General features: G+C 58.6%; 18 protein-coding genes and 1 tRNA gene. 3 read left to right on the top strand and 16 right to left on the bottom strand.

Going from position 1 to position 24,866, the window contains the following annotated elements; all coding sequences use genetic code 11:
• Nucleotides 1-62 precede the first annotated feature (62 nt).
• Nucleotides 63-935: a PGN_0703 family putative restriction endonuclease gene (locus ACJMKX_RS12940; protein WP_405226013.1), complete on the bottom strand. Its 873-nt coding sequence runs from the start codon at nucleotides 933-935 to the stop codon at nucleotides 63-65.
• Nucleotides 936-1,227: 292 nt separating this feature from the next.
• Here ACJMKX_RS12940 and ACJMKX_RS12935 point away from each other — a divergent pair, with 292 nt between their 5' ends.
• Nucleotides 1,228-3,441 carry an SBBP repeat-containing protein gene (locus ACJMKX_RS12935; protein ID WP_405226010.1) on the top strand — a complete coding sequence of 738 codons (2,214 nt, stop codon included), beginning with the start codon at nucleotides 1,228-1,230 and terminating at the stop codon, nucleotides 3,439-3,441.
• 446 nt (nucleotides 3,442-3,887) lie between these two features.
• Here ACJMKX_RS12935 and ACJMKX_RS12930 read toward each other — a convergent pair whose 3' ends face one another.
• From ACJMKX_RS12930 to ACJMKX_RS12910, 5 genes are all read right to left on the bottom strand, one after another.
• A complete protein-coding gene (locus ACJMKX_RS12930) occupies nucleotides 3,888-5,576 on the bottom strand; it encodes a DUF262 domain-containing protein (RefSeq protein WP_405226007.1) in 1,689 nt (562 codons plus the stop codon).
• 2,018 nt (nucleotides 5,577-7,594) lie between these two features.
• Nucleotides 7,595-9,019, bottom strand: a complete 1,425-nt coding sequence (locus ACJMKX_RS12925; protein WP_405226004.1) for a HEPN domain-containing protein — start codon at nucleotides 9,017-9,019, stop codon at nucleotides 7,595-7,597.
• Nucleotides 9,020-9,085: 66 nt separating this feature from the next.
• The gene (locus tag ACJMKX_RS12920; RefSeq protein ID WP_405226001.1) at nucleotides 9,086-9,901 is read right to left on the bottom strand and encodes an AbiU2 domain-containing protein; all 816 of its coding nucleotides are present in this window, start codon (nucleotides 9,899-9,901) and stop codon (nucleotides 9,086-9,088) included.
• Between the two features lie 210 nt (nucleotides 9,902-10,111).
• Nucleotides 10,112-13,252 (bottom strand): type I restriction endonuclease subunit R, encoded by a 3,141-nt coding sequence (locus ACJMKX_RS12915; protein WP_405225998.1) that lies wholly within the window; start codon nucleotides 13,250-13,252, stop codon nucleotides 10,112-10,114.
• The gene (locus ACJMKX_RS12910) at nucleotides 13,249-14,463 is read right to left on the bottom strand and encodes an ATP-binding protein (RefSeq protein WP_405225995.1); all 1,215 of its coding nucleotides are present in this window, start codon (nucleotides 14,461-14,463) and stop codon (nucleotides 13,249-13,251) included. The genes ACJMKX_RS12915 and ACJMKX_RS12910 overlap by 4 nt, the downstream gene beginning before the upstream one ends.
• Before the next feature lie 167 nt (nucleotides 14,464-14,630).
• Here ACJMKX_RS12910 and ACJMKX_RS12905 point away from each other — a divergent pair, with 167 nt between their 5' ends.
• Nucleotides 14,631-15,326 (top strand): DUF433 domain-containing protein, encoded by a 696-nt coding sequence (locus ACJMKX_RS12905; RefSeq protein ID WP_405225992.1) that lies wholly within the window; start codon nucleotides 14,631-14,633, stop codon nucleotides 15,324-15,326.
• Nucleotides 15,323-15,745: a PIN-like domain-containing protein gene (locus tag ACJMKX_RS12900; RefSeq protein ID WP_405225989.1), complete on the top strand. Its 423-nt coding sequence runs from the start codon at nucleotides 15,323-15,325 to the stop codon at nucleotides 15,743-15,745. The genes ACJMKX_RS12905 and ACJMKX_RS12900 overlap by 4 nt, the downstream gene beginning before the upstream one ends.
• Before the next feature lie 133 nt (nucleotides 15,746-15,878).
• On the opposite strand, the gene ACJMKX_RS12895 is transcribed toward ACJMKX_RS12900, so the two are convergent.
• The 10 genes from ACJMKX_RS12895 to ACJMKX_RS12850 all read right to left on the bottom strand — a co-directional run bounded on the left by ACJMKX_RS12895 (nucleotide 15,879) and on the right by ACJMKX_RS12850 (nucleotide 24,820).
• Nucleotides 15,879-16,490 (bottom strand): DUF4276 family protein, encoded by a 612-nt coding sequence (locus ACJMKX_RS12895; protein ID WP_405225986.1) that lies wholly within the window; start codon nucleotides 16,488-16,490, stop codon nucleotides 15,879-15,881.
• Complete coding sequence (locus ACJMKX_RS12890) at nucleotides 16,490-17,695, bottom strand: AAA family ATPase (protein WP_405225983.1); 1,206 nt, start codon at nucleotides 17,693-17,695, stop codon at nucleotides 16,490-16,492. Before ACJMKX_RS12890 ends, ACJMKX_RS12895 begins: the two co-directional genes overlap by 1 nt.
• Nucleotides 17,692-19,011 carry a restriction endonuclease subunit S gene (locus tag ACJMKX_RS12885; RefSeq protein WP_405225981.1) on the bottom strand — a complete coding sequence of 440 codons (1,320 nt, stop codon included), beginning with the start codon at nucleotides 19,009-19,011 and terminating at the stop codon, nucleotides 17,692-17,694. Before ACJMKX_RS12885 ends, ACJMKX_RS12890 begins: the two co-directional genes overlap by 4 nt.
• The gene (locus ACJMKX_RS12880; RefSeq protein WP_405225978.1) at nucleotides 19,001-20,578 is read right to left on the bottom strand and encodes a class I SAM-dependent DNA methyltransferase; all 1,578 of its coding nucleotides are present in this window, start codon (nucleotides 20,576-20,578) and stop codon (nucleotides 19,001-19,003) included. The genes ACJMKX_RS12885 and ACJMKX_RS12880 overlap by 11 nt, the downstream gene beginning before the upstream one ends.
• A 110-nt stretch (nucleotides 20,579-20,688) precedes the next feature.
• Complete coding sequence (locus ACJMKX_RS12875) at nucleotides 20,689-21,288, bottom strand: transcriptional regulator (protein WP_405225975.1); 600 nt, start codon at nucleotides 21,286-21,288, stop codon at nucleotides 20,689-20,691.
• A gap of 1,013 nt (nucleotides 21,289-22,301) precedes the next feature.
• Nucleotides 22,302-23,003 carry a hypothetical protein gene (locus ACJMKX_RS12870; protein WP_405225972.1) on the bottom strand — a complete coding sequence of 234 codons (702 nt, stop codon included), beginning with the start codon at nucleotides 23,001-23,003 and terminating at the stop codon, nucleotides 22,302-22,304.
• The gene (locus ACJMKX_RS12865) at nucleotides 23,000-23,254 is read right to left on the bottom strand and encodes a hypothetical protein (RefSeq protein WP_405225969.1); all 255 of its coding nucleotides are present in this window, start codon (nucleotides 23,252-23,254) and stop codon (nucleotides 23,000-23,002) included. The genes ACJMKX_RS12870 and ACJMKX_RS12865 overlap by 4 nt, the downstream gene beginning before the upstream one ends.
• A gap of 142 nt (nucleotides 23,255-23,396) precedes the next feature.
• Complete coding sequence (locus tag ACJMKX_RS12860; protein ID WP_405225967.1) at nucleotides 23,397-23,615, bottom strand: GDCCVxC domain-containing (seleno)protein; 219 nt, start codon at nucleotides 23,613-23,615, stop codon at nucleotides 23,397-23,399.
• Nucleotides 23,615-24,658: a site-specific integrase gene (locus ACJMKX_RS12855; RefSeq protein WP_405225964.1), complete on the bottom strand. Its 1,044-nt coding sequence runs from the start codon at nucleotides 24,656-24,658 to the stop codon at nucleotides 23,615-23,617. The genes ACJMKX_RS12860 and ACJMKX_RS12855 overlap by 1 nt, the downstream gene beginning before the upstream one ends.
• A gap of 86 nt (nucleotides 24,659-24,744) precedes the next feature.
• Nucleotides 24,745-24,820 (bottom strand) — tRNA-Phe (locus ACJMKX_RS12850).
• Nucleotides 24,821-24,866: the final 46 nt, after the last annotated feature.

Here is a 24,866-nt window from a genome sequence, read left to right as displayed (position 1 = left end):
AACTGGAATATGCGTCCGCTGCCACTGGGATAAGCATTCTAGTGAGCCAAAAGATTGACTGCTTAGGAGATCCCACGACCCCGAAGCTCACGCTCCATGCACGTAGCTGCTCTGCAATACCTGTCGCGTAGATAATCCACATAGCCCGAATCGATTCCTGACTGCTTCGCGAGCTTCGATAGCAGAAACTGATAGGTGAGCGCTCGAAACCCAAGCTCAGCCCCAACAATCTCGTCAAAGCGCGTCATCTCCTCCCGGTGAAGCTCCGATTGGTCACACGGATAATCCAGGAAGACATAGAAAAGAGAAAAGTGCCCGCCGCATGAAGTCGCCAACCCGAGAGCATGCTTTAGCAACTGAGGCGCATCAAGATACCGAAAGACCACGCTTCGATCTCGGATCATGCGCGCGAGACTCTCCGAAGCCGAAAGGCCTCGCATCTCCCATAGTCCGGACCCGCCAGGAAAATACTTTTCCTTAAACGGACTCTTGTCACCTGGCTTCGGTGTCAACCACTCGGTGAACGTGCTTTCAATGCCTATGCTGAACCCATTCGCCAAAGAAAGAGCTACATCAAGGTTGGGAGGGTTCCCCCTTAGACCCGTCGCAAATTGCGCCTCGAACGATATCTCCGAAATCTCCTGCTCTAAATCTAGGGCGTTTTGAAGCGGAGACCCATCTCGGCAAGCCCATGCATCGAAGAAGTTCACCGCAAGAGCAGAGGATGAATGCAACGCCTTCATCTTCGCCGGGCGCCGGGACGTGTCTAGAAGCTCGGAGCCACTCCCTCGGCCGAACGCAGAGCGTGTTGCTTCCGTCATCGGTTTAAAGAGATTCAATTCAACTTCCGCGAGATAGCCACGTGCATCTGCGTCGAGGCCACGGTTTTGTGCCCATTCACGTTGTTCCTGCAAGATGCGATTTCGTGGGGTCATCGGTCCAGTAGCCTCCTTATTCCATTATGCTCCCGATCGCAGCGCTCGGCCGAGCGGTCTGCAACTCCGACGAACTCCACGCGCTTGAGACACACCCGATCTGCGGCCCGGATTGGCTCCCTTTATAAGCGACAGGTAGAAGCTGTAGTTTTCTGCTCAGTCTCCCATATCAAACGTGGCTTACTTCACGGGGTACCGTCATCGCGCCGGATTATTGTGAAATAGTCCGCAGTTATACGTCATCCTATCCTTCAGACTCCACTGGTTCACGGAGGATGCGGTGGTGAGTGGGATGTCACGCGAAAAAACGGCGATTTGGTCCGCGGTCACGCTTGTCTTGGTTGGCTGCGGCGGCGGTGGTGGCAGTAGTGGGAATTCCACCTCGACGCCCCCAAACAGCCCGCCAACGATCTCAGGAATTATGGTCGAGGAAGTGGCCAGTGGGGCCCGTTACTCATCCTCAGTTTCTGCTGCTGATCCTGATGGCGACACTCTCACGTGGACGATAAATGGGAACCCGGAATGGCTTGCGATTGACCGCGTGACCGGAGAGGTATCTGGCCTACCAACCCTCGCCGATATCGGTCAGTATCCTGACATTGCTATCACAGTTTCCGACGGCGTTTCGAATGACACGCTCGCCTTCGAGTTGTCTGTCACGGAAAATACTTTCGTAGCTGAGAGAACCGAACTTGCCGAAGGTGCTGGTAGTGGGCAGATATCCATAAATGTCGCTCAACCGACGGATATCGCCGTCTCAGTGAGCTATACCCTTCGCAGCGCTACCGCCGTCCTAGACTCTGATTTCGTTGGTGCAGCAGGCAATCTCATATTCGGTGCAGGTGAGACGGCAGCAGTAATTGATATCGCCATCATCGATGACCCTTTATTTGAGCTCACCGAGGAGCTCATTATCGAACTCGATACCGCCGATCCTTACGTTTCTGCCGCCACCGATCAGCCAACGCCCATCACTATCCTCGACAACGACGCGATGCCGCTTATCCAAGCTAAAGAGGCAACTGTTATCGGTAATGAAGGAAGTACTGCGGAAATCGTATTTTCTTTATCGAGTCCAAGTGGCGTAGATACATCGTTTATCGTTGCTGCAACGCCCAATGGAGATATTGACGGAGATTACTCAACTAACTCCTTTTCGGGAGTGATTCCCGCTGGCACCACCGATGCGGGGATACAAATCGATGTTTTCGCGGATGCTTTGAACGAATACCAGGAATCGATAGGCATTACACTAGATTCAGCCGATTTTGCAGAGATCGATCCGGTTTCCTCCGAAACAGTTCTCATATTGGAGGATTGGCGTCGTTCGTTGCTGCTAGGGACCCCGTCTGTTGAAGAGGTCTATGCAGTCGATGTCAGTTCAGACGGCGCGCTTTTCGTCGCCGGCCGCACCTATGGCTCTTTGTACAGATCAAATACGACTGACAACCTAGAGGGCTTCATAAGCAAGATCTCTAGGGCTTCCAATGTCCTTTGGGGCGTTCAGAAAGACTCCAATCAGGACATTCTTTTCGACATGGAACTGGACAGTCAGGGCTTCATACTCACTGTTGGATATGAATCCGGCCATTACGTCAGGAAACATGACCCAAACGGCGTAGTTGTCTGGGAGCGTACAGTCACAGCAGGCGGAAGAACCCGAGCCGTCGCGATCGACAACCAGGACAATGTCTACGCGGTTGGATATAGTTCTGTCAGCTTCGATGGAAATTCGCCGCTTGGACAAGACGATGCCGTAATCGTCAAGTATGACTCCAATGGCGAAAAAGTTTGGTCCAGGCAGTTCGGCAGTAGCGAGATTGACCAAGCAGTTGGTGTGGCGACTGATGTCTCGGGCAATGTTTACGTTGCAGGATATACGCGTGGGGACGCAGATGGCGGGGGCCTCGCAGAGGAAGCCGATACCTTTATCGCCAAGTATGATCGAGACGGCGCACAACTGTGGATAAAGCAGTATCGCGACTTAATTGGAGAAGACCCTGTCGAGAACCGCGTGGCGTATCTATGGAATTTGCAGGCTTCGGCTGATGGCCACCTGTTTGCAGCGGGGCATGCAACAGGGACGGTCGGTACAGAGCATTACGGTGCAGCCGATATAGTCATCGCCAAATTGACGTTAAGGGGAGACATTTCGTGGATATCGCAGGTTGGCACTCCCGAAACAGACCTTGCAAACGATATCGGCTTGTTGACGAGCGGTGACGTAGTTGTCAGCGGTTACACCCTGGGAGAGCTCTCTGGTCAGTCGAATCGCGGCGGTAGAGATGCCGCCGTCGTAATCGTCGCTGAGACGGACGGCGCGTTAATTGCCGCATCGCAATTCGGCTCGGCCGGAGACGACGAAATATTTGGAGTTGCCGTGTCCGACAATGATGATATTTATCTGGCTGGTTTTGCTGGTACAGGGACTTTTGAAGACGAGCCGCTCTCAAATGACATGGAGGCTTTGGTCATAAAGGTAGATTCTGAAGGACGTTTACGTTGACTTTCGTTAACGCCACTGAGTTCAAATCTTGTGAGGTTTGACTGCATCCCCGTAATTCGAGCCATGCGTGATGTCGGATTTCCCTGTATTGCAAGTCAAGGAATCTACCCGAGCCAGAGAAAGTTGAAACGGATGGCGAACATATGTGCCTCTGACCTCCGGAGACAAGATGTCCGACTCGCGCTAACGCGCATACAAAACGGCTATCGTCGTCAGCGAAAACGACGGCGGAATGCTAAGTTGGCCGATTGGCAAGCTAGTGTTACCAACGAGAGCGCGGTAACGCTGCCTCAAGCCCTTGCGGGGGCTGGACTTGACGGATTTCCCGTTCACCGTAAGCGAAAGTCCTAAGCGGAAATTGGAGCGGAGGGCGGGAATCGAACCCACAGAACTTACTGCGAAATCAACGGATAATGCGCTTTTTTTGTTAGTACGGTGCGCCAAGCCTATAGGGGCCAGACCTTTGGAGCCAGACTCGCCAACTCCCCTTGGCGCTCTTCAATCTCGGAAGCGTCCCACTTCTTCACTTTCTGGAAATAGCTGTTCAGTTTCAGCTCAGATTTCAATAGATTCGGCTTCTTTCCTTCAAAACCGGCGTTGGCGCTCTCTGTGTTTACTTTTTGCGCTAGGAGGGTGAGGTTTCCGACTCTTTTGTACAGCGCGTGCGCCTCCTCTTCGTCGATGTCTCCCCAATCCGCAGACGGATTCTGCGGAAGTACATGTTCCAGGTTGAGTTCGTCCGCATTCGGATTCGGAACATACTCGGGCTGCTCCTTTCCTTTCAAATGCCGCTCTATAGCGGCTAGGTAGTACCTAGCTAGAAACGCCTGTGATACTCGTGCGGCCTTGAAGGCACTCTCGAACTCGCTATCCCTCGGGACGTTCTTGCTGAGTTCAGCCCGAAGTTGCTTTGCGGTCTTTATGTCGCCCTCGCGGACCTTGATAGCAGCCTCACAGTAGACTCTCTCCATAGTGCCTCCTCCGAGACCGCCGACGATCAAGAATCTAACGGAGCATGAAACAAGGAGCCTCAAGACTTTGGCTACTTCTGATTTCTTGAATTTCTCTAGTACTGCGAGCAGTAAGGGTCGAAACTGTTCCAGTCGCAAGTATGTGAGGGTCTCCGCGAATTGGCGGGCCGTGTCGCCGAATTGATTCCAGACTTGGTGACTTGGACTTACTAGGCCGGCATACAACTTCGCGCTTGATGCTAAATGTGCAGCAAAATCGATCGCTCGCTGTTTGTTGTTGATCTTCTTCCGGATCGCCTCATAAAGCTGCTTGTCCCGGGTCGGACCGTAAATTGAGCTCCAAAGGTGACGCAGATAGGTCAGGGTGAGCTGCTCCTTTCCAACGAGATCAAGGACGCCCAGCATCTCATTCCAGTACCCCTCGACTTCCTCTAGGCGGTCGTCTGAAAGTCCGAAAAGGTAGTTCTTCAAAAGATCCGCAGTGGATAGCTCTAAGCCGCGGTCGTTCAGTGTTTCGAAAATCACATATGCGTTGGAGTGATTGGGAACCCGAACGTAGATCACTCGCGCACTTTTCGCCAGATAGTCCAGACGATCAATCAATGACTGAATGGGGTCCGCTGTATTCTCGGCGACATTTTGGACGTGTTTCCTGGCGACATCGCGAGCGCCCAAAATGCGATCGTGTGAATCACGGGTAGGACTTACATGCCTCTCCGGGCTATCGGGACGGTTTAGCACGATCTTTAAGAAGAAATCGTGGTCCTTGCTGTTTAATCGCAGCTTTGGCAGAACTTCGCGCGTTCGCAGGTCTCTTTTCAGTAGATACTCGTTTTCTAGGTCTTGTGCGAGCTCGGCGTCGGTGGCCGCGACGTAATCGCGTATTGCAGCCAGCCAGACCGTCGCTGTTGCGAGTCGCTGCTGACCGTCAACCACCTCAAAGCTACTCTTCGCCTCGCTCATCACCACAGTTCCAAGAAAGTACTCTGGCTCTCCTCTCTCGTACGCACCAGTAATGTCTTGAAAGAAGTCCAGAACATGGCTGCTATTCCAGGCGTATGAGCGCTGATTGCGCGGAACGATCAGGAAATTTTGGGAGAGAAGGTCTCCAATTCCAATCAAGTCAATCGAAAGGTGAGAAATGCTCGGGGCGCGGCTCGCCATGGTCCAACTCCAGAATCGGTTCGTTAATCCATTTGCCGTGAATCTGTCGGATCATACCCCAATCCAGATGACCTATTTGGCTAGCCACATATAAAGGTTTAGCGCCGCCGGTTAACAGCTGTGAAGCATAGGTGTGTCGTGTCTGATAGGGATTCCGCCTTTTGATCGATGCGGCTCCAAGCCATTAATGAAGCGGGCGACCGCAAAGCTACGCTGCGACTGTTTGTTGAAGAGCTTGTGAAAGCGGTCGAAGACGAAGCAGGCAAGATAAGTGTTCAATTGCCTGCCACAACTTTGGCGGGCCTATTGGGAAGTCCATGTCTAGTTCAAATGGTTTGATGGGATTTAGCGACTACTTATCGATTGCCGGTTCTGGCCTATCATTCTTCGTTGTATTTCCCGATAGGGCGCGCCTCAAGGTTGAATGAAATCACCCTGCGATCGACGCTGATTGTCCACTTTGACGATAACGAACTGCCCGATGCAGGCTGGACCTCGCATCCGATCGCCTTGTCGTGTCACCGCCGTTTCCGGCGCATGGGGCTGGTCTTGGTCCGATCTCGGCGAGGTTATGAGCGACAGTCTGATTCTGGCAGGTTTATGGTTCAAGTCTGCAGGGTTCTGAACGCCGATCGGTGGCAAATTGGCGGTCACAACCAGGGATTCGATACTACTTCATCGGTCAATCAATGGGGTAAACCACAAGCTTGCCGTTTGGCAAGCTATTGGTTGAACCGGCAAGACAGTTCAGGCAAAAAGATAGATTTGGTGGCCAGGGGCGGAATCGAACCACCGACACGCGGATTTTCAAAGCCAATAAAATCAATAAGTTATGGATTTTATTGGATTAGGCTATTTTCGGTACAGTTAGGGAAAATTATTCGGAATCAATAGGTTGTATTAGTTTGGCGAAAGGGTCGGGTTTTCCGAAGTGTTCCGTATTTGTACCGCTGTTTCATGCTGAGAATTCTCGTCAGCAGACTCCGAGGATCCAGCCTTCGAGACGCGATTTGCCCGCTTCGGGCACGCTGAGCGGCAGGCTGCCCTGATCAACGGCCCACGGGGACGCCGTCCCGGAGGGCGGGAACCCACTCTGCCACTCATCGATCAAGAGCGGCGCAGTCGCGGCGGTAGTTCATCGAGGTCGCGGTCGACGATGCGGGAGTATGGCGATTCCGGATCGGGCACAGGGCCGAACGTGCCTACCCTACAGTTTCGCAAGCCTCTACACTCCAGTTTCGCAGGTATCTACGCTACGAGTCCTCAGCCCTGGGCTTGATAAAGGCCGGCCGGGAAGCCGCGGAGACCGTCTATTTGTCGTGAAAGATGCAATGCAGTCGATCGTATTCCTGATCAACTGTCTGTTATCACCCGCCGCCGGAGCAACGCCCTCGGGACCTCGTCATTGGCCAACCGCAGTCGCTGAACAAAGCAGTCTCAGGGACCGACGCGTTCCAGGATTTCGGCATATTGAAACTCGGCTTTAAGCAGCCAAGTGACTCCCTCGACTTTTTCGTACCGTCGATATCTAAGGACATCCCACTCCTGGCCCGCGGTGTTGCCCAATCACATCGCATCAAATCATCCTGACCAGGGAAATTGGCGCTTCCACAGGACTTCTGGAGCAATCCGAAATCTGCGGCGACATAGCTGTATGCCGACTCTATCGTTGCACGGCCACCGCAGCACGGTCCGTAGAAGCTGATCTCGAGAACTGCTGAGTCATCCGAGAATTTCCGATCCAGCGCTGCTCGCATGGACGCTGCTTCACTGTCGTCTTTCGAATCGGCAAGCGACACTACCGTCTCAAGTACGGGACCGTAGTCCGCCAGCAATCTCGATGTCGTAATTTCACGATGTACACCAACCCCGAATTCAGGCCCGAGTTCCCTGACGGCATCCTCGCAACCCGTCACAAGGAGAAGCAACGAAACTGTCAGCGGCAACCTTCTCACGCAAAGACTAAAAACGGACAGCAGCGATCCTAAGATCAGCCCACTAGCTGCAAAACAACTGCCTTAACCGTCAGCATCACCAATCACATTATCCGCTCGGTCATCAAATTCTCGCAGGAACGTTGCGTAACGCGTATGACCTCGTAAGTGGCGCTCGTCTTCTCGCCGAATTTTCCACCCGTAACTATGTAGACAGAGACACGCGAACAGAATCTCTAATGTGTCCGTAAGGAAGACTTGATATTCCTCAAGTAGAGTACGGGTCCTCTCATCGGTACCGCCATGCACCAATGCATTTCGACATCTAACCGCCAGCGCGACGACCCGTTCCGCCTTTCCCCGGTCAAAAGAATCATAGGCACTTAAATCATCGAGAACGCCGTCTAGCAGCCTCTCCATCTTCAGCTTAAGCGTCTCGGCACGTGCGCGCCCCAACGCGCCTAGCAATCTATCGCGCACGTCGGTATTAGGAAGTGATGACAATGCCCGTTTTGTCCGATCGATGACAAAAGCAATGTCTGCCGGTAACTCGACCTTTCTTGAAGAATCAAACCACTCAAATAGGCTCGCGGCGCTTACCAACCGATTGGCATCATAATAGCTATCATTCCTCAGATTGGAGGAGAAGCGGGACAACGACACGTGCCGATGGCTACTGCATTCCGCAAACCAATTCATTACGAGAGATTCAAAGTCCTCGCGGTTCAGGCAAGGCGCCGCCAACATGTCATAGCCCGTCGCGTACCGATCCCGCTTAACACCATCTTCGCTGTGCGAGATTAGTAAATCCGACGTGACAGTATGGCCCGTCGGAAGTTCGTCGATGCTCACGAATGAAACATCGGCGACGCTTTGGGACTGTCCAGAGCATACCTCCGCGAAGCACCGGATTCGGTAGGTGATATCTATGACCTCGCGGATACATATTGGACTACTCGGCTCGACCGATACGCGGACTTGGTTTTCTGCAGAGAACCCAGACATACTCGGCCCCTTGAATGACGGTGCATGATAGGCAGACACCCGTCCTATCGCAGTATCCGCCTCGAAGATGACGCCCGGGCCGTAGAAGCCGAAAGTACGCGAATAATCCGACGCGTCATCGTGGCGGATTTCACGATCGGGCGGAATCCACGGCTCAATGTCAAAGAACAGTCCCTCGGCGCCGCTCAAATGGAAGGAAAAATTGGCTACCGAGAGCTCCTCCGCACGGTAATGCCGTGGTCCAAGTGCCACAAAATGAGGGAACGCCTGCGCACTGTAGACGACTTCCTGATCGTGTTTACTAGAGCCCCAACCGAGTCTCACGCAGTCAAGCAGGCTCGCCTTTCTGCCATCTTGGCATACGCACGTGACGTACTCGGGCAGCTCCATGATCGGCCGCCTTGCATGCACAGCCAGTACGGTATCTCTTCCCGATAGGACAAGCTTTCCGGTTAAGTCCTGCTCGCCCAGAGTCAGGAAGACTTGGAGTTCTTTATCTGCCATAGACCGATCTTTCTTAGAAAAGGACCAGTGCGATCGCACCTACCCGGATTCAGGAACGCGGCCGAGCTACTCCTCAGACGTCACGGCGAGATTCTCGTGTGCTGGCAATAAGCGGCGCCAAAGGTCGGCAGCCCATTTTTCGTGAATCTCCGAAAATTGCTCGTACGCGTACGAATGGCCTCTTGCAACCAATTCTAATCCGAAGACTACAGGCGCAAGCTTTTTGAGGCACGCGTCCGTGTCTCCCCATTTCAGGCCAAATTCGCTGACGTCAACGGTATCGAATCTATCCTCTCCTTCGACGATTTCGTGGTGTGCTATGACTCGGTTTCTTATAGTCTGAAACGGCTTACGATAACCCTGACTTTGAAATTCTCTCCAATTTTGGAAAAGCTCTTCATACTGCTTACTGAAGGATTCGCCTAAGCGAGCCGCCTCTTTCCGGTAAAGCCGCTCCCGAATGTCCGGAGGAATTGGCGTGATCTCAGACATGCGAACAGGTTGAGACTGCTCGGCCCTTATCGTTCCAAGTACATCCCCGCGCTCCAAGAGTCTGATAGCGTTTCTGACAGAGTAAGTCCGTGGATCTCTATCCCACACAACAGCACAGATACCCCTTATCTGATCGAAGAAAAGAGACTGGATCAGAAAATTCCATGCGTTAGCTGCATACGACTTTCCGATCGCGCGGCTAAGCTCTGGGTCATAGAGCATGGGGTTTAGAATTTTTTGTCGCGCTTGTAACTCGAAGAAGCGGTCCGCAATAAGTGAAGTCATCCCCTGCAGACGCTTGACGTGCGCATCAGTTTCTTCCTCCGGGGGAGCGGCCGGCACCCACAGAAAATCACGAACACCTTGAGATAGCAGTCTCAGTGGCTTCAATGTTCTAGGTCTACTAGGAGCATCTGACATACCCCGCGGATACGCAGCTCAGCCTTTTACAAGTCCATGGTGAAACACATTTCCCGATCATGCGCGTCGCCCTCGCAACCAATTCCGCAAAGTCAGCATATCGTCCTCTAACGGAGGCCGACCCCAGCATATCGCCGCGGGCGATCTTCGTTGCTGATCGACATCCCGAGGCAGGCCGGACTAGGCTGCCACCCATTCTTGCGACAGCAACTCCGCCTGCTCCAGCACCGTCTGCGTCGCCTTTTCCTGCTTGTCCGGCGGGTAGCCGTACTTTCTCAGTATCCGTTTCACAAGCACCCGCAGATGCGCTCGTACATTCTCCCGCAACGTCCAATCGATCGTGACGTTGTTCCGCACCGTCTCGACCAGCTCCCGGGCGATACCGCGCAGGGTCTCATCGCCCAGCACCTGCACAGCGCTGTCATTGGCTTCGAGAGCATCATAGAAAGCGAGTTCGTCATCCGAGAGTCCCAGCTTCTCGCCTCGGGCGTTCGCCTCTCGCATCTCCCGGGCCATCGCAATCAGCTCCTCGATAACCTGCGCCGCCTCGATTGCACGGTTCTGATACCGACGCAGGGTCTGTTCGAGCATGTCAGCGAATGACCGCGCCTGGACGACGTTCTTCCGACCTCGCGTGCGAAGCTCCCCCTTCAGGAGCTTTTGCAGTAGCTCGACGGCGAGGTTTCGCTGTGGCATCCCGCGAACCTCGGCGAGGAAGTCATCAGACAGAATCGAGATATCCGGCTTATCGAGCCCCGCAGCGGCAAAGATATCCACAACACCTTCGGGAGTAACGGCACGTGAGATAATCTGACGCACCGCGTGCTCCAGCTCTTCCTCCGGTCTTGAGTCCCCTGGCACCCGCTTGGCCAACTGTGCCTGGACGGCTTGGAAGAAGCCGACGTCATCCCGTATCCGCATCGCCTCTTCGTGGGGAACAGCCAGCGCAAATGCCTTGGAGAGCTCACGTACCGAGCGAATACACCGCTCCTTGCCGTCTTCCTGCGCAAGAACGTGCTCCAGCGCGGCCGGTAGCAGGCTGAGCCGCTCCTGTGGTGTGCCAGTCGTCCAGAGAGTCCAGTCGAAGCCATGGAAGAGCGCGCGGCAGACCTCATACTTCTCCAGCATTGCGGCAACCGCTTCGGTCTGATCTACTGCAGTGCGGCCGGTGCCTCCGCTCTCCGTATAGGTGGCGAGCGCGTTCTTCAGTTCCTGGGCCAATCCCAGGTAGTCGACGACGAGGCCGCCCGGCTTGTCCCGGAACACCCGGTTCACCCGGGCAATGGCCTGCATGAGACCGTGCCCACGCATCGGCTTGTCGATGTACATCGTGGCCAGACTTGGTGCGTCGAAGCCGGTCAGCCACATATCGCGGACGATGACGAGCTTGAACGCGTCGTCCGGATTCCGGAATCGGTTCGCCAGGGCTTCCCGGCGGGGCTTGTTGCGGATATGGGCTTGCCAGTCGAGCGGATCGGAGGCGGAGCCGGTCATGATCACCTTCATGGCCCCGGTATCGTCGTCCTCGGTCACCCAGTCAGGACGTAAAGCGGCAATCTCGTGATAGAGCTCCACGCAGATGCGCCGGCTCATACAGACCACCATGGCCTTGCTGTCCATAGCTTCGAGGCGCTTCTCGAAGTGCTCCACGATATCTCGAGCGACGAGCTCCAGCCGCCTGTCCGAGCCGACCAGGGCTTCTAGCTGCGCCCACTTGGTCTTGAGCTTCTCCTTGCGCTCGATCTCCTCGCCTTCCGTCGCCTCTTCGAACTCGGGATCGATCCTGGGGCGCTCGGCCTCGTCCAGGCCGAGTTTAGCGAGACGGCTTTCGTAGTAGATCGGAACCGTCGCTCCGTCCTCAACCGCCCGTTGGATGTCGTAGATGCTGATGTAGTCGCCGAAGACCGCCCGAGTGTTCGCGTCTTGGAGTTCGATTGGCGTGCCGGTGAAACCGATGAAGGAGGCGTTCGGGAGCGCATCTCGCATGTGCCGGGCGAAGCCGTCGATGAAGTCGTACTGGCTGCGGTGGGCCTCATCGGCAATGACCACGATGTTATGGCGCTCCGAGAGCGTGGGGTGGCGGTCACCCCGCTCTTCCGGGAAGAACTTGTGAATGGTGGTGAATACGACACCGCCTGATTCCACTGCCAGGAGATCCCTCAGGTGAGTGCGTGAGTCCGCCTGCACCGGCGGCTGCCCGAGGAGCTCGCTGCACCGGGAGAAAGTGCTGAAGAGCTGGTCGTCCAGATCGTTCCGATCCGTGAGGACCACCAGGGTCGGGTTTTCCATGGCGGGCTCACGGACGATGCGCCCCGCGTAGAACGCCATGGTGAGGCTCTTGCCGGAGCCCTGCGTATGCCAAACAACGCCGACGCGCCGATCACCGGGGCTGCCACCGGGACGAGTCGCGGCTTCATAGGTGCCGGCGTCCTCGGCAGCTTCCCGCGAGCGGATCAGCTCCGTCGCGCGAAGTGTTTCCTGCACCGCCGCCTGGACCGCGTGGTACTGGTGGTAGCCCGCGACCTTCTTGACTAGCTTGCCGCTCCCGTCGTCGTCAAAGACGATGAAGTCCCGCACTACGTCCAGGAGCCGCTGTGGCACGAGAAGACCCTCGGTGACGACCTGCAGCTCCGAGAGGCTGGAATCTGCTACCGCCTCCCCGGTGACCGTCCGCCAAGGCTTGAACCACTCGCGGCCGGCGGTCAGCGTGCCGACGCGGGCTTCCACGCCATCCGAGATAACGAGGAGGGCATTCGAGGTGAAAAGCGTCGGGATCTCGGTCCGGTAGGTCTGCAGCTGCTGCCAGGCGCTCCAGATGGTGGCGTTCTCGCTGGCGGCGTTCTTGAGCTCGAGGACCACCAGGGGGAGACCGTTCACGAACAGCACGATGTCCGGCCGCCGGGCGCGCTTGTTCTCCACCACGCTAAACTGATTCACGGCGAGCAAGTCGTTTGCGGCAGGATCCGCGAAATCGATGACTTGCGCCTGCGCGCCACGGATCGCACCCTCGGCGTCGCGATACTCCACGGTGACGCCATCGACCAGGTAGCGGTGTAGCGCCCTGTTACGCTGCGCGAGATCCGCCGCCTCAACGCGGGTCAGCTTGCGAAAGGCATCGTCCAGTGCTTCCGCAGGGAGGGATGGATTCAGGCGTGACAGTGCATTTCGGAGGCGCTGAGCCAGGGTAGCCTCCCCGAAGTCTGTGCGCTCCGCTGCCGGTGCATCAGGCGCGAGGTCCGGGCCGTGGGCGACCTGCCAGCCCGCTCCCGCCAACCAGCTGAGGGCAGCCTCCTCGACAACGTTTTCCGAGAACCCACTCATGGCGCCAACCAATCTGCCACGGGTCGAGCCAGAAAATCACCGACCTGGATCCCGTCTCCGCCAATGAGGAGCGTCCGGTCAGGCTTGAAGGCGTCGGCGAAAGCCTTTGCGCCGGACTTCGTCCTGCCGGCCGCGGTGCTCTTGACCTCGATGGCGAAGACGCGGCGGCCCGTGCGGACAACGAAGTCGACCTCGGCGCTGCGCTCGCGCCAGTAGAAGAGTTCACACTCCCCGCAGGCAGCCGCATTGGCCAGGTGCGCACCCACCGCCGACTCGACCAGACGGCCCCAGTATTGGTGATCGGTACGCGCCTCATCCGGCGAGAGGCCGGCCGTGGCACTCATCAGCGCGGTATTCAGAACCTGCAGCTTGGGGCTCGAGCCGCGGCTCCGGGCGGCATCGCCGGCAAATTTCTGGAGCCCGCGCACCATCCCGGCGCCGGCCAGCAAATCGAGGTAGTGCGCCAGGGTCGTAGTATTGCCGGCATCCTGAAGCTGGCCGAGCATCTTGGTGTAAGAAAGGATCTGGCCGGAGTAGCGGCAGGCAAGTTCGAACAGGCGCCGCAGCAGCGCGGGCTTGTCGACCCGGGTCAGGAGCAGCACGTCCCGCGAGATCGACGTCTCGATCAGGCTATCGACCACATAGCGCATCCAGCGCGTCGGCTCATCCACGAGGGGCGCCGCGCCCGGGTAGCCGCCGAAGTAGAGATACTGATCAAGGTCGAAGCCGAACGCTTCGCGCATTTCCGCGTAGGACCAATGAGGCAGGTGCAGCAGTTCGAAGCGACCCGCGAGGCTTTCGGTCATGCCACGGGCTACAAGTAGCGGCGCCGAGCCCAGCAGGACGACTTTCAAAGGGACCTTACGCCGGGTGTCTTCGTCCCAGAGCCGCTTCACGGTCTCCGACCAGTCAGGGATTTTCTGGATTTCATCGAAGGCGAGCACCGCACCGTTCTCACCGGCCTCGGGTGTCTGGAGACGTGCGGCCTCCCATTGCTGCGCGATCCAGTCTGGTCCGCGTAGGGTGGGCTCATCCGCGCTCGCGTAGCGCAGCGTCCCGCCCAGCTCCTCGGCCACCTGCTGCACCAGTGTCGTTTTGCCCACCTGGCGGGGTCCGGCCAGCACTTGGATGAAGCGGCGGGGCTCCGACAGGCGGCGGATCAGCTCTGCTGCCTGTACACGGGAATAGGGCACTGACGATTTACTCAACATATTGAGTAGTTTTACTCAATGGACTGAGTGACGCAAATCCCGGGTCTTTGACCCATTTGGAAGAGCCCAGCTCTACCCGAGGTCAGGCACTCTCGAAGGGCCGGCAATTCTTGGTGGCCACGCGTTTGGCATTTACTATTCAGCAGGAACCAGGGAGCGCCATTCCAATGAAGACCGACCAGCAAATCTTTCGCAACGACCTGCGAGACCGGCCCGCCTACGGCGTGGCCGAGGCCTCCCGCTATCTCAAGCTGCCTGCGGCAACGCTTCGGACCTGGCTGATCGGGCGTGAGTATCCCAAGGGCGACGGGACCGAGCACTGGCAGCCGCTGATCCAGCCGTCTCAGAAGGACCCGCTGCTCCTCTCCTTCTGGAATCTTGTGGAAGCACATGTGCTCCGGGCGCTGCGCACCGAACACGGCACTTCGATCAAGGCGGTTCGAGACGCGCTGGCATTCGCGGAGAGACAGCTCGGGATCGAGCGCCTGCTGCTGCACCGCGAACTCAAGACAACCGCGGGGCGTCTTTTCCTGGACCGTTACGGCCAGCTGATCGAGCTTTCCGCATCAGGGCAGCTCGCCATGCGGAAAATCTTCGAGGAGCACCTCGAGCGTGTCGAGTGGGATGAGTGGAGTTTTCCGATCCGGCTCTATCCGTTCGTTGCCGGCGAAGGACGCCGGAAGCCGATTGCCATCGACCCCAATATCGCATTCGGCCGCCCTATCGTTCTGCGCACGGGTATCTCGACTTCTGCAATCGTCCAGCGACTCGATGCCGGCGAGTCAACCGCTGATCTGGCCGACGATTACGACCTCAGTGAGGAGGAGATCGAGGAGGCGGTAGTCTACGAGCGCGCGGCTTGACCCATGTCTACTTCACCGATCGCGACCTCGGGAAGAAGTTTCCCGAAAGGCTGAGAGCAGCCGGCATCACCGTTGAACGGCATCGGGATCTCTTCCGTCACGATGCGCCGGATGAGGAGTGGCTGGAGCATTGCGGGCGCAATGGACGCATCGCACTGACCCACAATCTGCGAATACGGTACACGCCGAACGAACTCGCGGCCGTGAAGGATCACGGCGTCTCGTTGATCATTCTGATCGGCAAAGTGCCTCTGCCACAACTGGCCGATAATTTCGTCTACTCATTATCGCGGATCGAGGCCTTCATTGCCCGCCATGAGCCGCCTTTTATCGCCAAGCTATACCGTCCGTCGCCCGCCGAACTCCTTCGGAATCCGCAGCAATCAGGAACAATTTCGCTGTGGTTTCCTGCAGCATAATCCATCGGCTTGGCGCGCCCGGCCTGAGTCCCTACCACGCGGTCTCGGTAGCGGGGAACACGCCGTTGCCCTGTTCCTATCTCCGTTCAATCAACGCTTCCGCGCCTGCGTCGATGTCTGACAGCGGCGCGGGTCAGGCAAGCAAGGCCTCTACGCCGCTTACAAACATGTGAAAGCTGCGCGAACGATTTGCCTGAAGATCGAGATTGGGCGCAATTCGACGAGCAGCATCAATCTTGGGGTAGCTGCTCCTGTATATCCCATGCTTTTTCAGAAAGCGGTGCAACGCTTCCCAAGAACCCCCATTGTCGGGATTTCGGAAGATGCCTTTTGTAGCATCAATCTTCGGGAGACTCGTAAACGCGCGGCGAAGGGCCGCTGGATCGCCGATAAACCAAGACTCCAGCTCCTCAACGACGATGCGATTAACCACCAGAAACCGGCCATCGACATCGGGTGCGGACTTTGTTGTAAGTTTAGCGTGCTGCGCTGCAACCTCGAGTTGGCGTTTTAATTCCTCGCAATCGTCATCGTCGCGGTCGACTAGCACGACCACACGTAAGTCCTCGCCTTGGGCGATACGCTGACCGTAAGCGGCTAGTCGCTGCGGCACCGCCTTCAACAGCTTGTACTTGCTCCCCGAGTTGATGAGCTTCCACTCCGCACGTCGTCCTATCAGCCGCGGAAGCAGATGCTTAAGCGCCTCCTCAGCAGAAGGCTCCTCGACCAGGAATTCTATGCGCATCAATCCACATCTCCCATTGAGAGCGGATCACCAGCATCAAAATGCCCCTCCATCCAAAGATCGCCGAGGGTCGCGCCTTGGTCGAGGAAGGCTTGGATTCCGGGCATGTCGGCGACGCGGCGTACACGCGTATAGCCATCCTCAGCTCTGTAGAGCACGCGCACCTCCTCCGATCTCAGCGGATTGATGAAGAATGGTGAGTGGGTGGTGACGATCAACTGCGTCCGTTCCGCCGCTTGCTGGCATTCCTCGGCCAGTTCCGGCAGTAGGCGGGGATGAAGATAGTTCTCCGGCTCCTCGATGCCGACCAGCTGCGGCGGATCCGGGTCATAGAGGACAGTCAAATAGGCCAAAAGCTTCAGGGTGCCATCGGAGGCAAAACGCGACAGCACCGGCGTGGAAAACGGAGCGTCTTTGACCAGCAACAGCAGGCGGCTGTCCTGGAGAACCTCCGCTTCGATCTTCTCGATGCGCGGTATGCGTCGCCGGAGCGTCTCGAAAATCTGCTCCAACCGTTGCGGGTGCTGCTCCCGAAGGTACTGGATGACATTGGGTAAGTTGTCCCCTTTGGGTGAAAGCCGCTCCTCCGCGCCTGCTTCCGGATTCCCTCGGGCAGCGTCGGCCGAGAGATAGGAAAGATGCCAGCCGGTGATAAAGTTGCGCAGGGCGATGACGCGCGGATTCTCGGCCAGGGTCCCCAATGTACTCACCGCGAGCACATCCGGACTGGAGAGCGGCTTCTCCATACGTGTATCGCTCGTCTCCGGGGCGTCTCCCGTGATGACTTTGCCCTTTCCATACTGGTAGTCGAGAAAGTGGAACGGTGCGGCTGGATGGCCGCGCTTCCAGCGCAAGAATTCTCGCCCAATGACAGGACCCTTGGCCTGTTCCTCAATCTCGAGGTGATAAGTGATCAGCGGGGTACCGCGCTTTTCACGATACTGGAGTTCAATCACGATGGGACCGTCCTGATCCCGACTGCGCAGCTCTCGAAAACGACCACGCCGATCCCATGCCTTGCGTAGGCCGTCAGAGAAACACTCGGCCAGAAAGGCAAAGACGTCAAAAACGGTCGATTTTCCGCTGCCGTTCGGCCCCAATAGCACCGTCAACGGAGTGATCTTTTCAATCGTGATGTCTTTCAATGCGCGGTAGTTTCTGACACGCAGGCTTTCGATGCGTGGGGGCTGTGTGTGCTGACTCATGGGACACTCTCCATAAATTTCTCCGCGTCCTTCACACGCAATTCTCCCGAAATGAGCTTGGGCAGGAGCGTGTCACGTAGCTCAGCGTGCTGGCGATTTTGAACGTCAATTAAAATACCGCGATCGACTAACACAGAAAATAGAGGACAAGCGGCAGTCAGCAGGTCGTTTCCGGGGACAACGCATCTGGCGTCGGCAAGATGACGTCGCTGGATGTGCCCCATTGTGGTGGCCTTGCCGGCTGCGATTTGTCGAAACTCTGCTAGATGAGACAGGATCGCTTCCAAGAAAAACCAGCGTGGATAGTCTTCAGAGGTAACTTTGAATAAGTGCTGATTTAGGGCAGCCCGCCCCCCGCACCAAACTCGAACGATCAAGCTACCAGACCATGAAAAAACGACATCTCCATCATCAATGATGCACTTGGGCGTCAGATTAGCCGTCGCCCATTCGTCGCTGTCCGCTTTGCCGCTTCTCAGCTGGGCGATCTTAACAACGGGCAAGCGTTCTCCGCCGGGCTGCGGACGGTATTTCTGTAATGCCAGTCCGTTCTGGAAGTGAGCAATTTGGTCCAGAGACTTTACCTCCCATCCCTCCGGAATCTCCCCAAGCTCAGAGTCGACGAGGCGGTCGGGGAAAAGGTCGGCGATGTGTTTGGGGAGACCGGGGTCGCGGCCTTCGATCTTGGCGCGCACAGGATCGAAGTCCACGAACCAAGACTTGAAGAGCGCCCGCGCCATCGCCTCCAGCGTCTCGCTCAGCCGTCGGTTCAGCTCGATCTTGTGGTCTAGCGTGCCGAGGATGTTTGCGATAGCGTGTTGCTCGGAGAGTGGTGGGAGGTCAAACGAAAAGTCCTCAATGCGCGACGGCGCCGTATGCAAGATCTTCGTACCACTTGCCGATGCCACAAGCTCGCGATTGAACTCATCCCATAGAAAGAGCCAATAGATATAGTCTGGGTCGACGCGGGCCTCGTCGAGTACCACGACTTTCCCGAGACGTTGATTGTGCAAATAGGTGCGCCCGTCGTTCGGCACTCTAGCAGGGATGCCCAAAATTTCGCCTCCGGCTGTCTGGCAGGTCATCACAAGCAGAATGTCGCCCGGAGATAGCTCGAACTCCTTAGGGTAGGCGCCGCGATAGCCTCTCGTAGTCGTCTCCGAAAAACGAAAGCCGCCGGTGTAGCGAAAGTTGCCGACGCTTATGACGATGGGTTTACGCTCCCACTCAGCATCAAACTCAGGGCTCTTGAACGCCCATCCATGCTTGACGCGGATGATATCCCCGAGGCGGGTTGAGACCCATTCACTCGCCATACCCGAGCGCCTTCAGGTTTGCGGTAATGGCGGAATCTAGTTTCGCGGCCTCGGCCTGCTGCTCACGCAGTGTCGCGACCAAGCGCCGCATTTTCTCCTCGAACGGCTCGCCATCATCCTCCTGCGCCTCGGCGCCGACGTATCGGCCGGGCGTCAGCACGTGGCCGTGCTTGCGCACGTCTTCAAGCGTCGCACTCTTACAGAATCCGGGGATGTCCTGGTAGTCGCCTGCCTCCTTCTCGCCACGCCAGGCGTGATAGGTCTTCGCGATGCGGGCGACGTCCTCGTCGTTCAGTTCGCGATGGGTACGATCCACGAGAGATCCCAGCCTGCGCGCGTCGATGAAGAGAATCTCACCTCGCCGGTCCCGGAACTTACCATTCCTCCGATTGCGGGCGAGGAACCAAAGGCACGCGGGGATCTGCGTCGAGTAGAAGAGCTGGCCCGGCAACGCGACCATGCAGTCGACAAGGTCTGCCTCAACCAGGTTTTTGCGAATCTCGCCTTCGCCGGACTGGTTCGAAGACATCGAGCCATTGGATAGGACGAAGCCGGCCACCCCCGCAGGCGCCAGATGGTGGACGATGTGCTGCACCCAGGCGAAGTTGGCATTGCGGGCGGGGGGCGTGCCGTACTGCCAGCGCTTGTCGTCCCTGAGTCGCTCTCCGCCCCAGTCGGAGATATTGAAGGGCGGATTGGCAAGGATGTAGTCCGCCTTCAGATCCGGGTGGCGGTCATTGTGGAAGGTATCGCCGTGGGCGATGTTTCCATCGATGCCCCGGATGGCGAGGTTCATCTTGGCCAGCCGCCAGGTGGTGTAGTTGAACTCCTGGCCGAAGATGCTGATGTCGGTGAGGTTACCGCCGTGGGCCTCGATGAACTGCTCCGACTGCACGAACATGCCGGAGGAGCCACAGCAGGGGTCGTAGACACGGCCCTTGTAGGGCTCGAGCATCTCGACCAGGAGCTTCACCACGCAGCGTGGCGTGTAGAACTCGCCGCCCTTCTTCCCCTCGGCGCTCGCGAACTGGGAGAGAAAATACTCGTACACGCGCCCGAGCACGTCCCTGGCCCTCGCCTCGGCATCGCCCACGCGGATGTTGCTGATCATGTCGATGAGCTGACCGAGCCGGGTCTTGTCCAGCGCCGGACGGGCGTAGTCCTTGGGCAGCACCCCTTTCAGGGTTGCGTTGTCGCGCTCGATGGCGGCCATCGCGTCGTCGACGAGCTGGCCGATCGTGGGCTGGCGGGCCTTGGCCTTCAGGTGCTGCCATCGGGCCTCCGGGGGCACCCAGAAGATATTGAGTGCCCGGTACTCGTCCGGATCCTCCGGGTCGGCACCCTGGTCCTGCTCGGCCTGGAGCCTGGCGTGCTGCTCCTCGAAGGCGTCGGAGATGTACTTGAGGAAGATAAGGCCGAGGACGACGTGCTTGTATTCGGCGGCATCCATGGAGCCCCGGAGCGCATCGGCCATCTGCCACAGTTGGGCCTCGTAGCCAACGTTGGCGGCGGAGCTGCCCTTATGCTTTGTCTTACGTTTGGTCTTCCGCTTCTTTGCTGCGGCCATTCCCTGCCCCCTGTGGCTAGCCGTCGGCCAGTCTTGATACCTGTTTTTCCCGGTCTCCTGCAACCCGCGGTAGCACCCGGTGCCGAGCTGCGATCCCTCGAAGCCCTGATTCAGATTCCACTGATGGGCCCGGAGCGGATGACCACCACACGGTCGCCCGTTAGCACCTCGTGCGCGAACCCGCTTTCCAGGAAGCGCTCGCGCCGGAATTTCTCCGCAGTATAAAGCGTTGGGTGGATCTGGCGGCCGAAGCGCTCCTCTACAGGAGCCAGGGCCGTATGGATCTGCTCGAGAGTCAGACGGTCGCCGACCAGCAGGAGCCTGAAAGCTTTCGGGGCGGCACCCGTGGCCACGTCGCCAGACCCGGCCACCATCGCCAAACGCACGCGAGGGGCCAGAGGCGCGAGTGCCGAGCGCAGTGGCTCAGCGATACCGATGGTTTTGCGGGCCAGTGAGCGGAGTTCTCCGAATATCGGGGAGCGGGAATTCGCCCGGTAGTGCTTCTGGCGCCCGATGGTCGTCACGGAGACAAGGCCGCTCGCGACCAGACGCTCCACTTCCCGCTGGACGGTCCCGGAGCCCATCCGTGCCAGCCTGATCAACTCGCTCTTGAAGAAGCTGCGATCGGACTGACCAAACAGCAATCCGAGCACGCGCTGCTGCGTGGTGGTGAACAGAGCGTCGGCCGGGCCGGGGCTTGACTTCGGCATGCTGGCGCGATCGACGGATGTAGGGTCAGCCCCGGTCATCACGGAGCACCGAACCGAGTTGGGTGCGATTACCCATAATGGGTAAATATTACTGTGAGCGGGTTCGGTTGGCGAGAAGAGATTCGGGGCCATCGGATCGTTGGATGTCGCCGCTTCGCGGTGGCTGTAGACCCGCCGGTTCGCGGGTGAGGACGTCCGGTAATCGCATTTCGAAAGCCTCCGGAGGGACCGTCACTCGCCCGTCACTCGGCAATTCGGGCGTGGAAGCCGCGCTGTTACTGGGATCGCGTTCCCCGTCACTACAGCGCTGCGCTCGGTAGTGACGGGGAACGCCGGCAGTGGCGGGACCCGAACCGGTGCGAACGCGCCTGAGCGCGGCTGCGATCGAGACGCGGTTCGGTGCCTCCGGAGAGTTCCGATTGGCCGCTGGAACATCTTCCTCAGCACGCCGATTCCAACGAGGAAGGCGACGTCCGGAGTGGCGCAGAGAAGGGCCGCTCCGGATGCGTGATCGCCCTGCTCGAAGCCCGTCGCCGGGACGAGCACGAGACTGAATCGGTCATCACCTTCATACCCAACTCGGGTCATTGATTACCCACTATGGGTAGTATTTGGTGAGGCGCGAGCGGCGGTCGCGAAGGGGAGAATTCCGCGGCCGGCGGCTCCTCGAATCGCGCCTGATCACGGCGGCTACACACCCTCCGCGTCGTCCGGATATCCGCCCGCAAAATGCCATTCCGACCCCCGCCAGGGGGTCCGTCCCTCACCCGTCCCTCAGAATTTCGGGCTGAAACCCGCGCCGTTATTGGGTTTGCGTACCGCGTCCCTACCCGGCGGGGCCGGGGTAGGGACGCGGGACGTCGGCAGCGGCGGCAGGCTGATCCGGGGCGAAGCCGGCCGGGGCGGTCTCCGATCGGGCCGCTCACGGTGCCGCCTGACAGCCTCGATTGGCGGGCAAAATACGGCCGGACAGGTGGCCGACTCGGGTCGCCGGGATTTTGATGACACTGTCATCAAAAATCCCTGCAGGCCCTGTCGGAATTATTTCTCTCGGCCAGTTTGCGCTTCACGATCGCGTCCAGATAGCCGAGCGGGCTGGAACGGATGGCGCCCCTGGCGATGGCGTCGCCCCACTCGTCGAGGGCGGGCTGGCGGGCCTCGGCATCGAGCGAGGCCACAATGCAGCTCGCGGATGCCCGCTCCTGCGGGGAGACGGTCGGCGGGAAGACGTAGGAGGCCGTCGCGGAATCCGTCTTCTTGTCTCTATTTAAGAATGTAGGAGTGGGTAGTTTGGTGAAAATGGGTTCTTTATTGAGGTAGCTAATAACTAAAGCTTCGGGCCTGGCCGGATCCGGTGGGACCGGATCCGGCTGAACCGTCTCCGGTGATTCCGGAAGCGGTAGAGGCTCGCTTCCGGGCGGGCGTTCAAAGACCCGGTAGTGTCCGCCGCGAAGGCGCCCGTCCGGATCCCGGTGTTTCTCATAACGCACGTAGCCCGCGGTCTTGAGCTCCTGCAGCAGCCCGTAGACGCCGTCCCGGCCGAGATCGCCACGCTTCACCAGGTCGTTGACGATGACCTGCCAGGTGTCCGGTTTGGCGAGCAGGTAGACAAGAAGGCCCCGGGCCGCCCAGGACAGGCGCTCGTCCTCGACCGCGGCCCGTTCGACAATCAGATATCCCTTTCGATCGCGGACCCGGAAGATGCGGCGTGTCACCGCGCCTCGTCACCGGTGATGATGCGGGCGACCTCGGAGGCCGGGTAGTAGACCCTGCGGCCGATCTTCCGGCCGCAGGCCTTCAGCGCGCGCGTCGGGGCGTCGCTGGGGCAGCAGAGACTGTAGCGGAGACCGCCCGGGGTGCGGCCGAGCAGCTCGGCCAGCTGGGTCTGGGTCAGGAGCGGGCCGAAGCGCTCGGTAAGCTGGATGGCAAGGGTCGCATCCTGGCGGGGAATAATGTCGTCGTGCATGGGCTGTCCTCGCAGATTCCGGGAAACGGGAACCTATGAGTAGCCGGCTTCGTCCTGCCTGACCACGAACTATCCCGACACGAGCCGCGTGGGTTTTGCATCGACAGCGCCACCCAAACGGATCGAACGGCCGGTTCTGTCCTCAGCAGCATCCCCTGTCTTCCTGCTCCGGCGGGCAGGGCACATCGCCCCAGGAACAGAACACGCAGCAATCGCCCGGCTTCGGCCTCAGCACCTCGCCGCAGCCAGGACACTCGTAGAAGAACTGGCAGGCATCCGTCGGCATGGTCTCGGGCGTCCTGGCACCGCAGGCCGGACAGGTGATGGTCGAGCGCGTAGTCGTCTCTGCTTCAGTGTCCACTACTGTATCCCCAGCTGATCGAGCCGCTTCACCAGATCCTCGGCCCGCAGGTGAGTGTAGCGCCGGAGCATCTGCATGGACTTGTGGCCCGAGATGGCGGCCACCTCCTGGTCGCCCAGACCGGCCTCGACGAGCCGCGAAACGGCCTCGTGGCGGAGGTCATGGAAGCGGAGGCCGTGGATGCCCAGTCGCTTCAGCAACCGGTGCCAGCCGGGCCGGAACTCGTAGGGGCGGCGGATACCGTCCCGACCGGGCTCGCCGAAGAAGACGAGGTCGGTCTCTTTCGGGCGGAGGGGATTCTCGAGGGCGGCGCGGACGACGGCTGTCGCGGCGGTCGACAGGGGCACGGTGCGGGACGAGCCGTTCTTGGTCTCGGTCAGGGTGATCACCCGGCGTTCGAGGTTCACCTGGCTGACACGAAGCGTCTGGATCTCGCCGGCGCGCATGCCGGTGTGGAGAGCCAGGCGGACGATCCAGCCGAACATGGGGTTAGAGTGGGCGCTGGCCGCACGGAGGATCTTCGCTTCCTCCGCCGCGGTCAGGCGCCGATTGCGGCCGGGATGCGGCGGCGGCTTCCGGATGTTGGTGACGGGGTTGTACAGGAGCCCGATGCCCCATTCCTTGATGGCCTCGTTGTAGAGGTGGGAGAGCAGCGAGAGCTCGAGCCGGATGGTGCTGGCCGAGAGTCCGGCCTCCTGCCGCTGGTCGCGATAGCGGGCGATGATGTCGGGCGTCAGGGCGGCCAGGCTGTAGTTGCCGAGCGCCTCCTTGAGGTTGGCGATGATCGGCTTCTCCCTCCGTGCCGTGGACGCCCGCTTGGTGGGGACGACCTCCGCCGCGTAGCGGTCGAGGGCATCTTTCAGGAGCGTCTTCTCGGAGAGGGCCCGGTCGATGTAGACGCCTCGCACCATCTCGTCCTCGGTACGCCGCGACCAGTCGAGGGCGTCACGCTTGGTGCGGAACGTCTTTATCACGGTCGGCCAACCGCGTTTACGGATGATGGCTTTCCAGGTGGCAGAAGGTGTCCTTGTGATCGTCGCCACTGCACACTCCATGGCACAGGTGTACCGAAAGTGTACCGAGCGACACGCGGACTAAAAGCAGTAAATCTGCAAGGTATTGATAGATATGGTGGCCAGGGGCGGAATCGAACCACCGACACGCGGATTTTCAATCCGCTGCTCTACCAACTGAGCTACCTGGCCGTACCGTGCAGGAGCATGCAGAGGGGATCGGGCCTGAAGGCCCTCC

The organism is Lentisalinibacter sediminis (assembly GCF_040706615.1).
Lineage (GTDB): Bacteria > Pseudomonadota > Gammaproteobacteria > Steroidobacterales > Woeseiaceae > Lentisalinibacter > Lentisalinibacter sediminis.
This window is presented reverse-complemented; position numbering and strand designations above follow the sequence as displayed.

Bases quoted from the DNA above. Each gene is read 5' to 3' on its own strand.
- ACJMKX_RS12940 (WP_405226013.1), bottom strand. From the start codon at position 935: ATGACCCCACGAAATCGCATCTTGCAGGAACAACGTGAATGGGCACAA.
- ACJMKX_RS12935 (WP_405226010.1), top strand. From the start codon at position 1,228: ATGTCACGCGAAAAAACGGCGATTTGGTCCGCGGTCACGCTTGTCTTG.
- ACJMKX_RS12930 (WP_405226007.1), bottom strand. From the start codon at position 5,576: ATGGCGAGCCGCGCCCCGAGCATTTCTCACCTTTCGATTGACTTGATT.
- ACJMKX_RS12925 (WP_405226004.1), bottom strand. From the start codon at position 9,019: ATGGCAGATAAAGAACTCCAAGTCTTCCTGACTCTGGGCGAGCAGGAC.
- ACJMKX_RS12915 (WP_405225998.1), bottom strand. From the start codon at position 13,252: ATGAGTGGGTTCTCGGAAAACGTTGTCGAGGAGGCTGCCCTCAGCTGG.
- ACJMKX_RS12910 (WP_405225995.1), bottom strand. From the start codon at position 14,463: ATGTTGAGTAAATCGTCAGTGCCCTATTCCCGTGTACAGGCAGCAGAG.
- ACJMKX_RS12905 (WP_405225992.1), top strand. From the start codon at position 14,631: ATGAAGACCGACCAGCAAATCTTTCGCAACGACCTGCGAGACCGGCCC.
- ACJMKX_RS12895 (WP_405225986.1), bottom strand. From the start codon at position 16,490: ATGCGCATAGAATTCCTGGTCGAGGAGCCTTCTGCTGAGGAGGCGCTT.
- ACJMKX_RS12890 (WP_405225983.1), bottom strand. From the start codon at position 17,695: ATGAGTCAGCACACACAGCCCCCACGCATCGAAAGCCTGCGTGTCAGA.
- ACJMKX_RS12885 (WP_405225981.1), bottom strand. From the start codon at position 19,011: ATGGCGAGTGAATGGGTCTCAACCCGCCTCGGGGATATCATCCGCGTC.
- ACJMKX_RS12880 (WP_405225978.1), bottom strand. From the start codon at position 20,578: ATGGCCGCAGCAAAGAAGCGGAAGACCAAACGTAAGACAAAGCATAAG.
- ACJMKX_RS12875 (WP_405225975.1), bottom strand. From the start codon at position 21,288: ATGCCGAAGTCAAGCCCCGGCCCGGCCGACGCTCTGTTCACCACCACG.
- ACJMKX_RS12865 (WP_405225969.1), bottom strand. From the start codon at position 23,254: ATGCACGACGACATTATTCCCCGCCAGGATGCGACCCTTGCCATCCAG.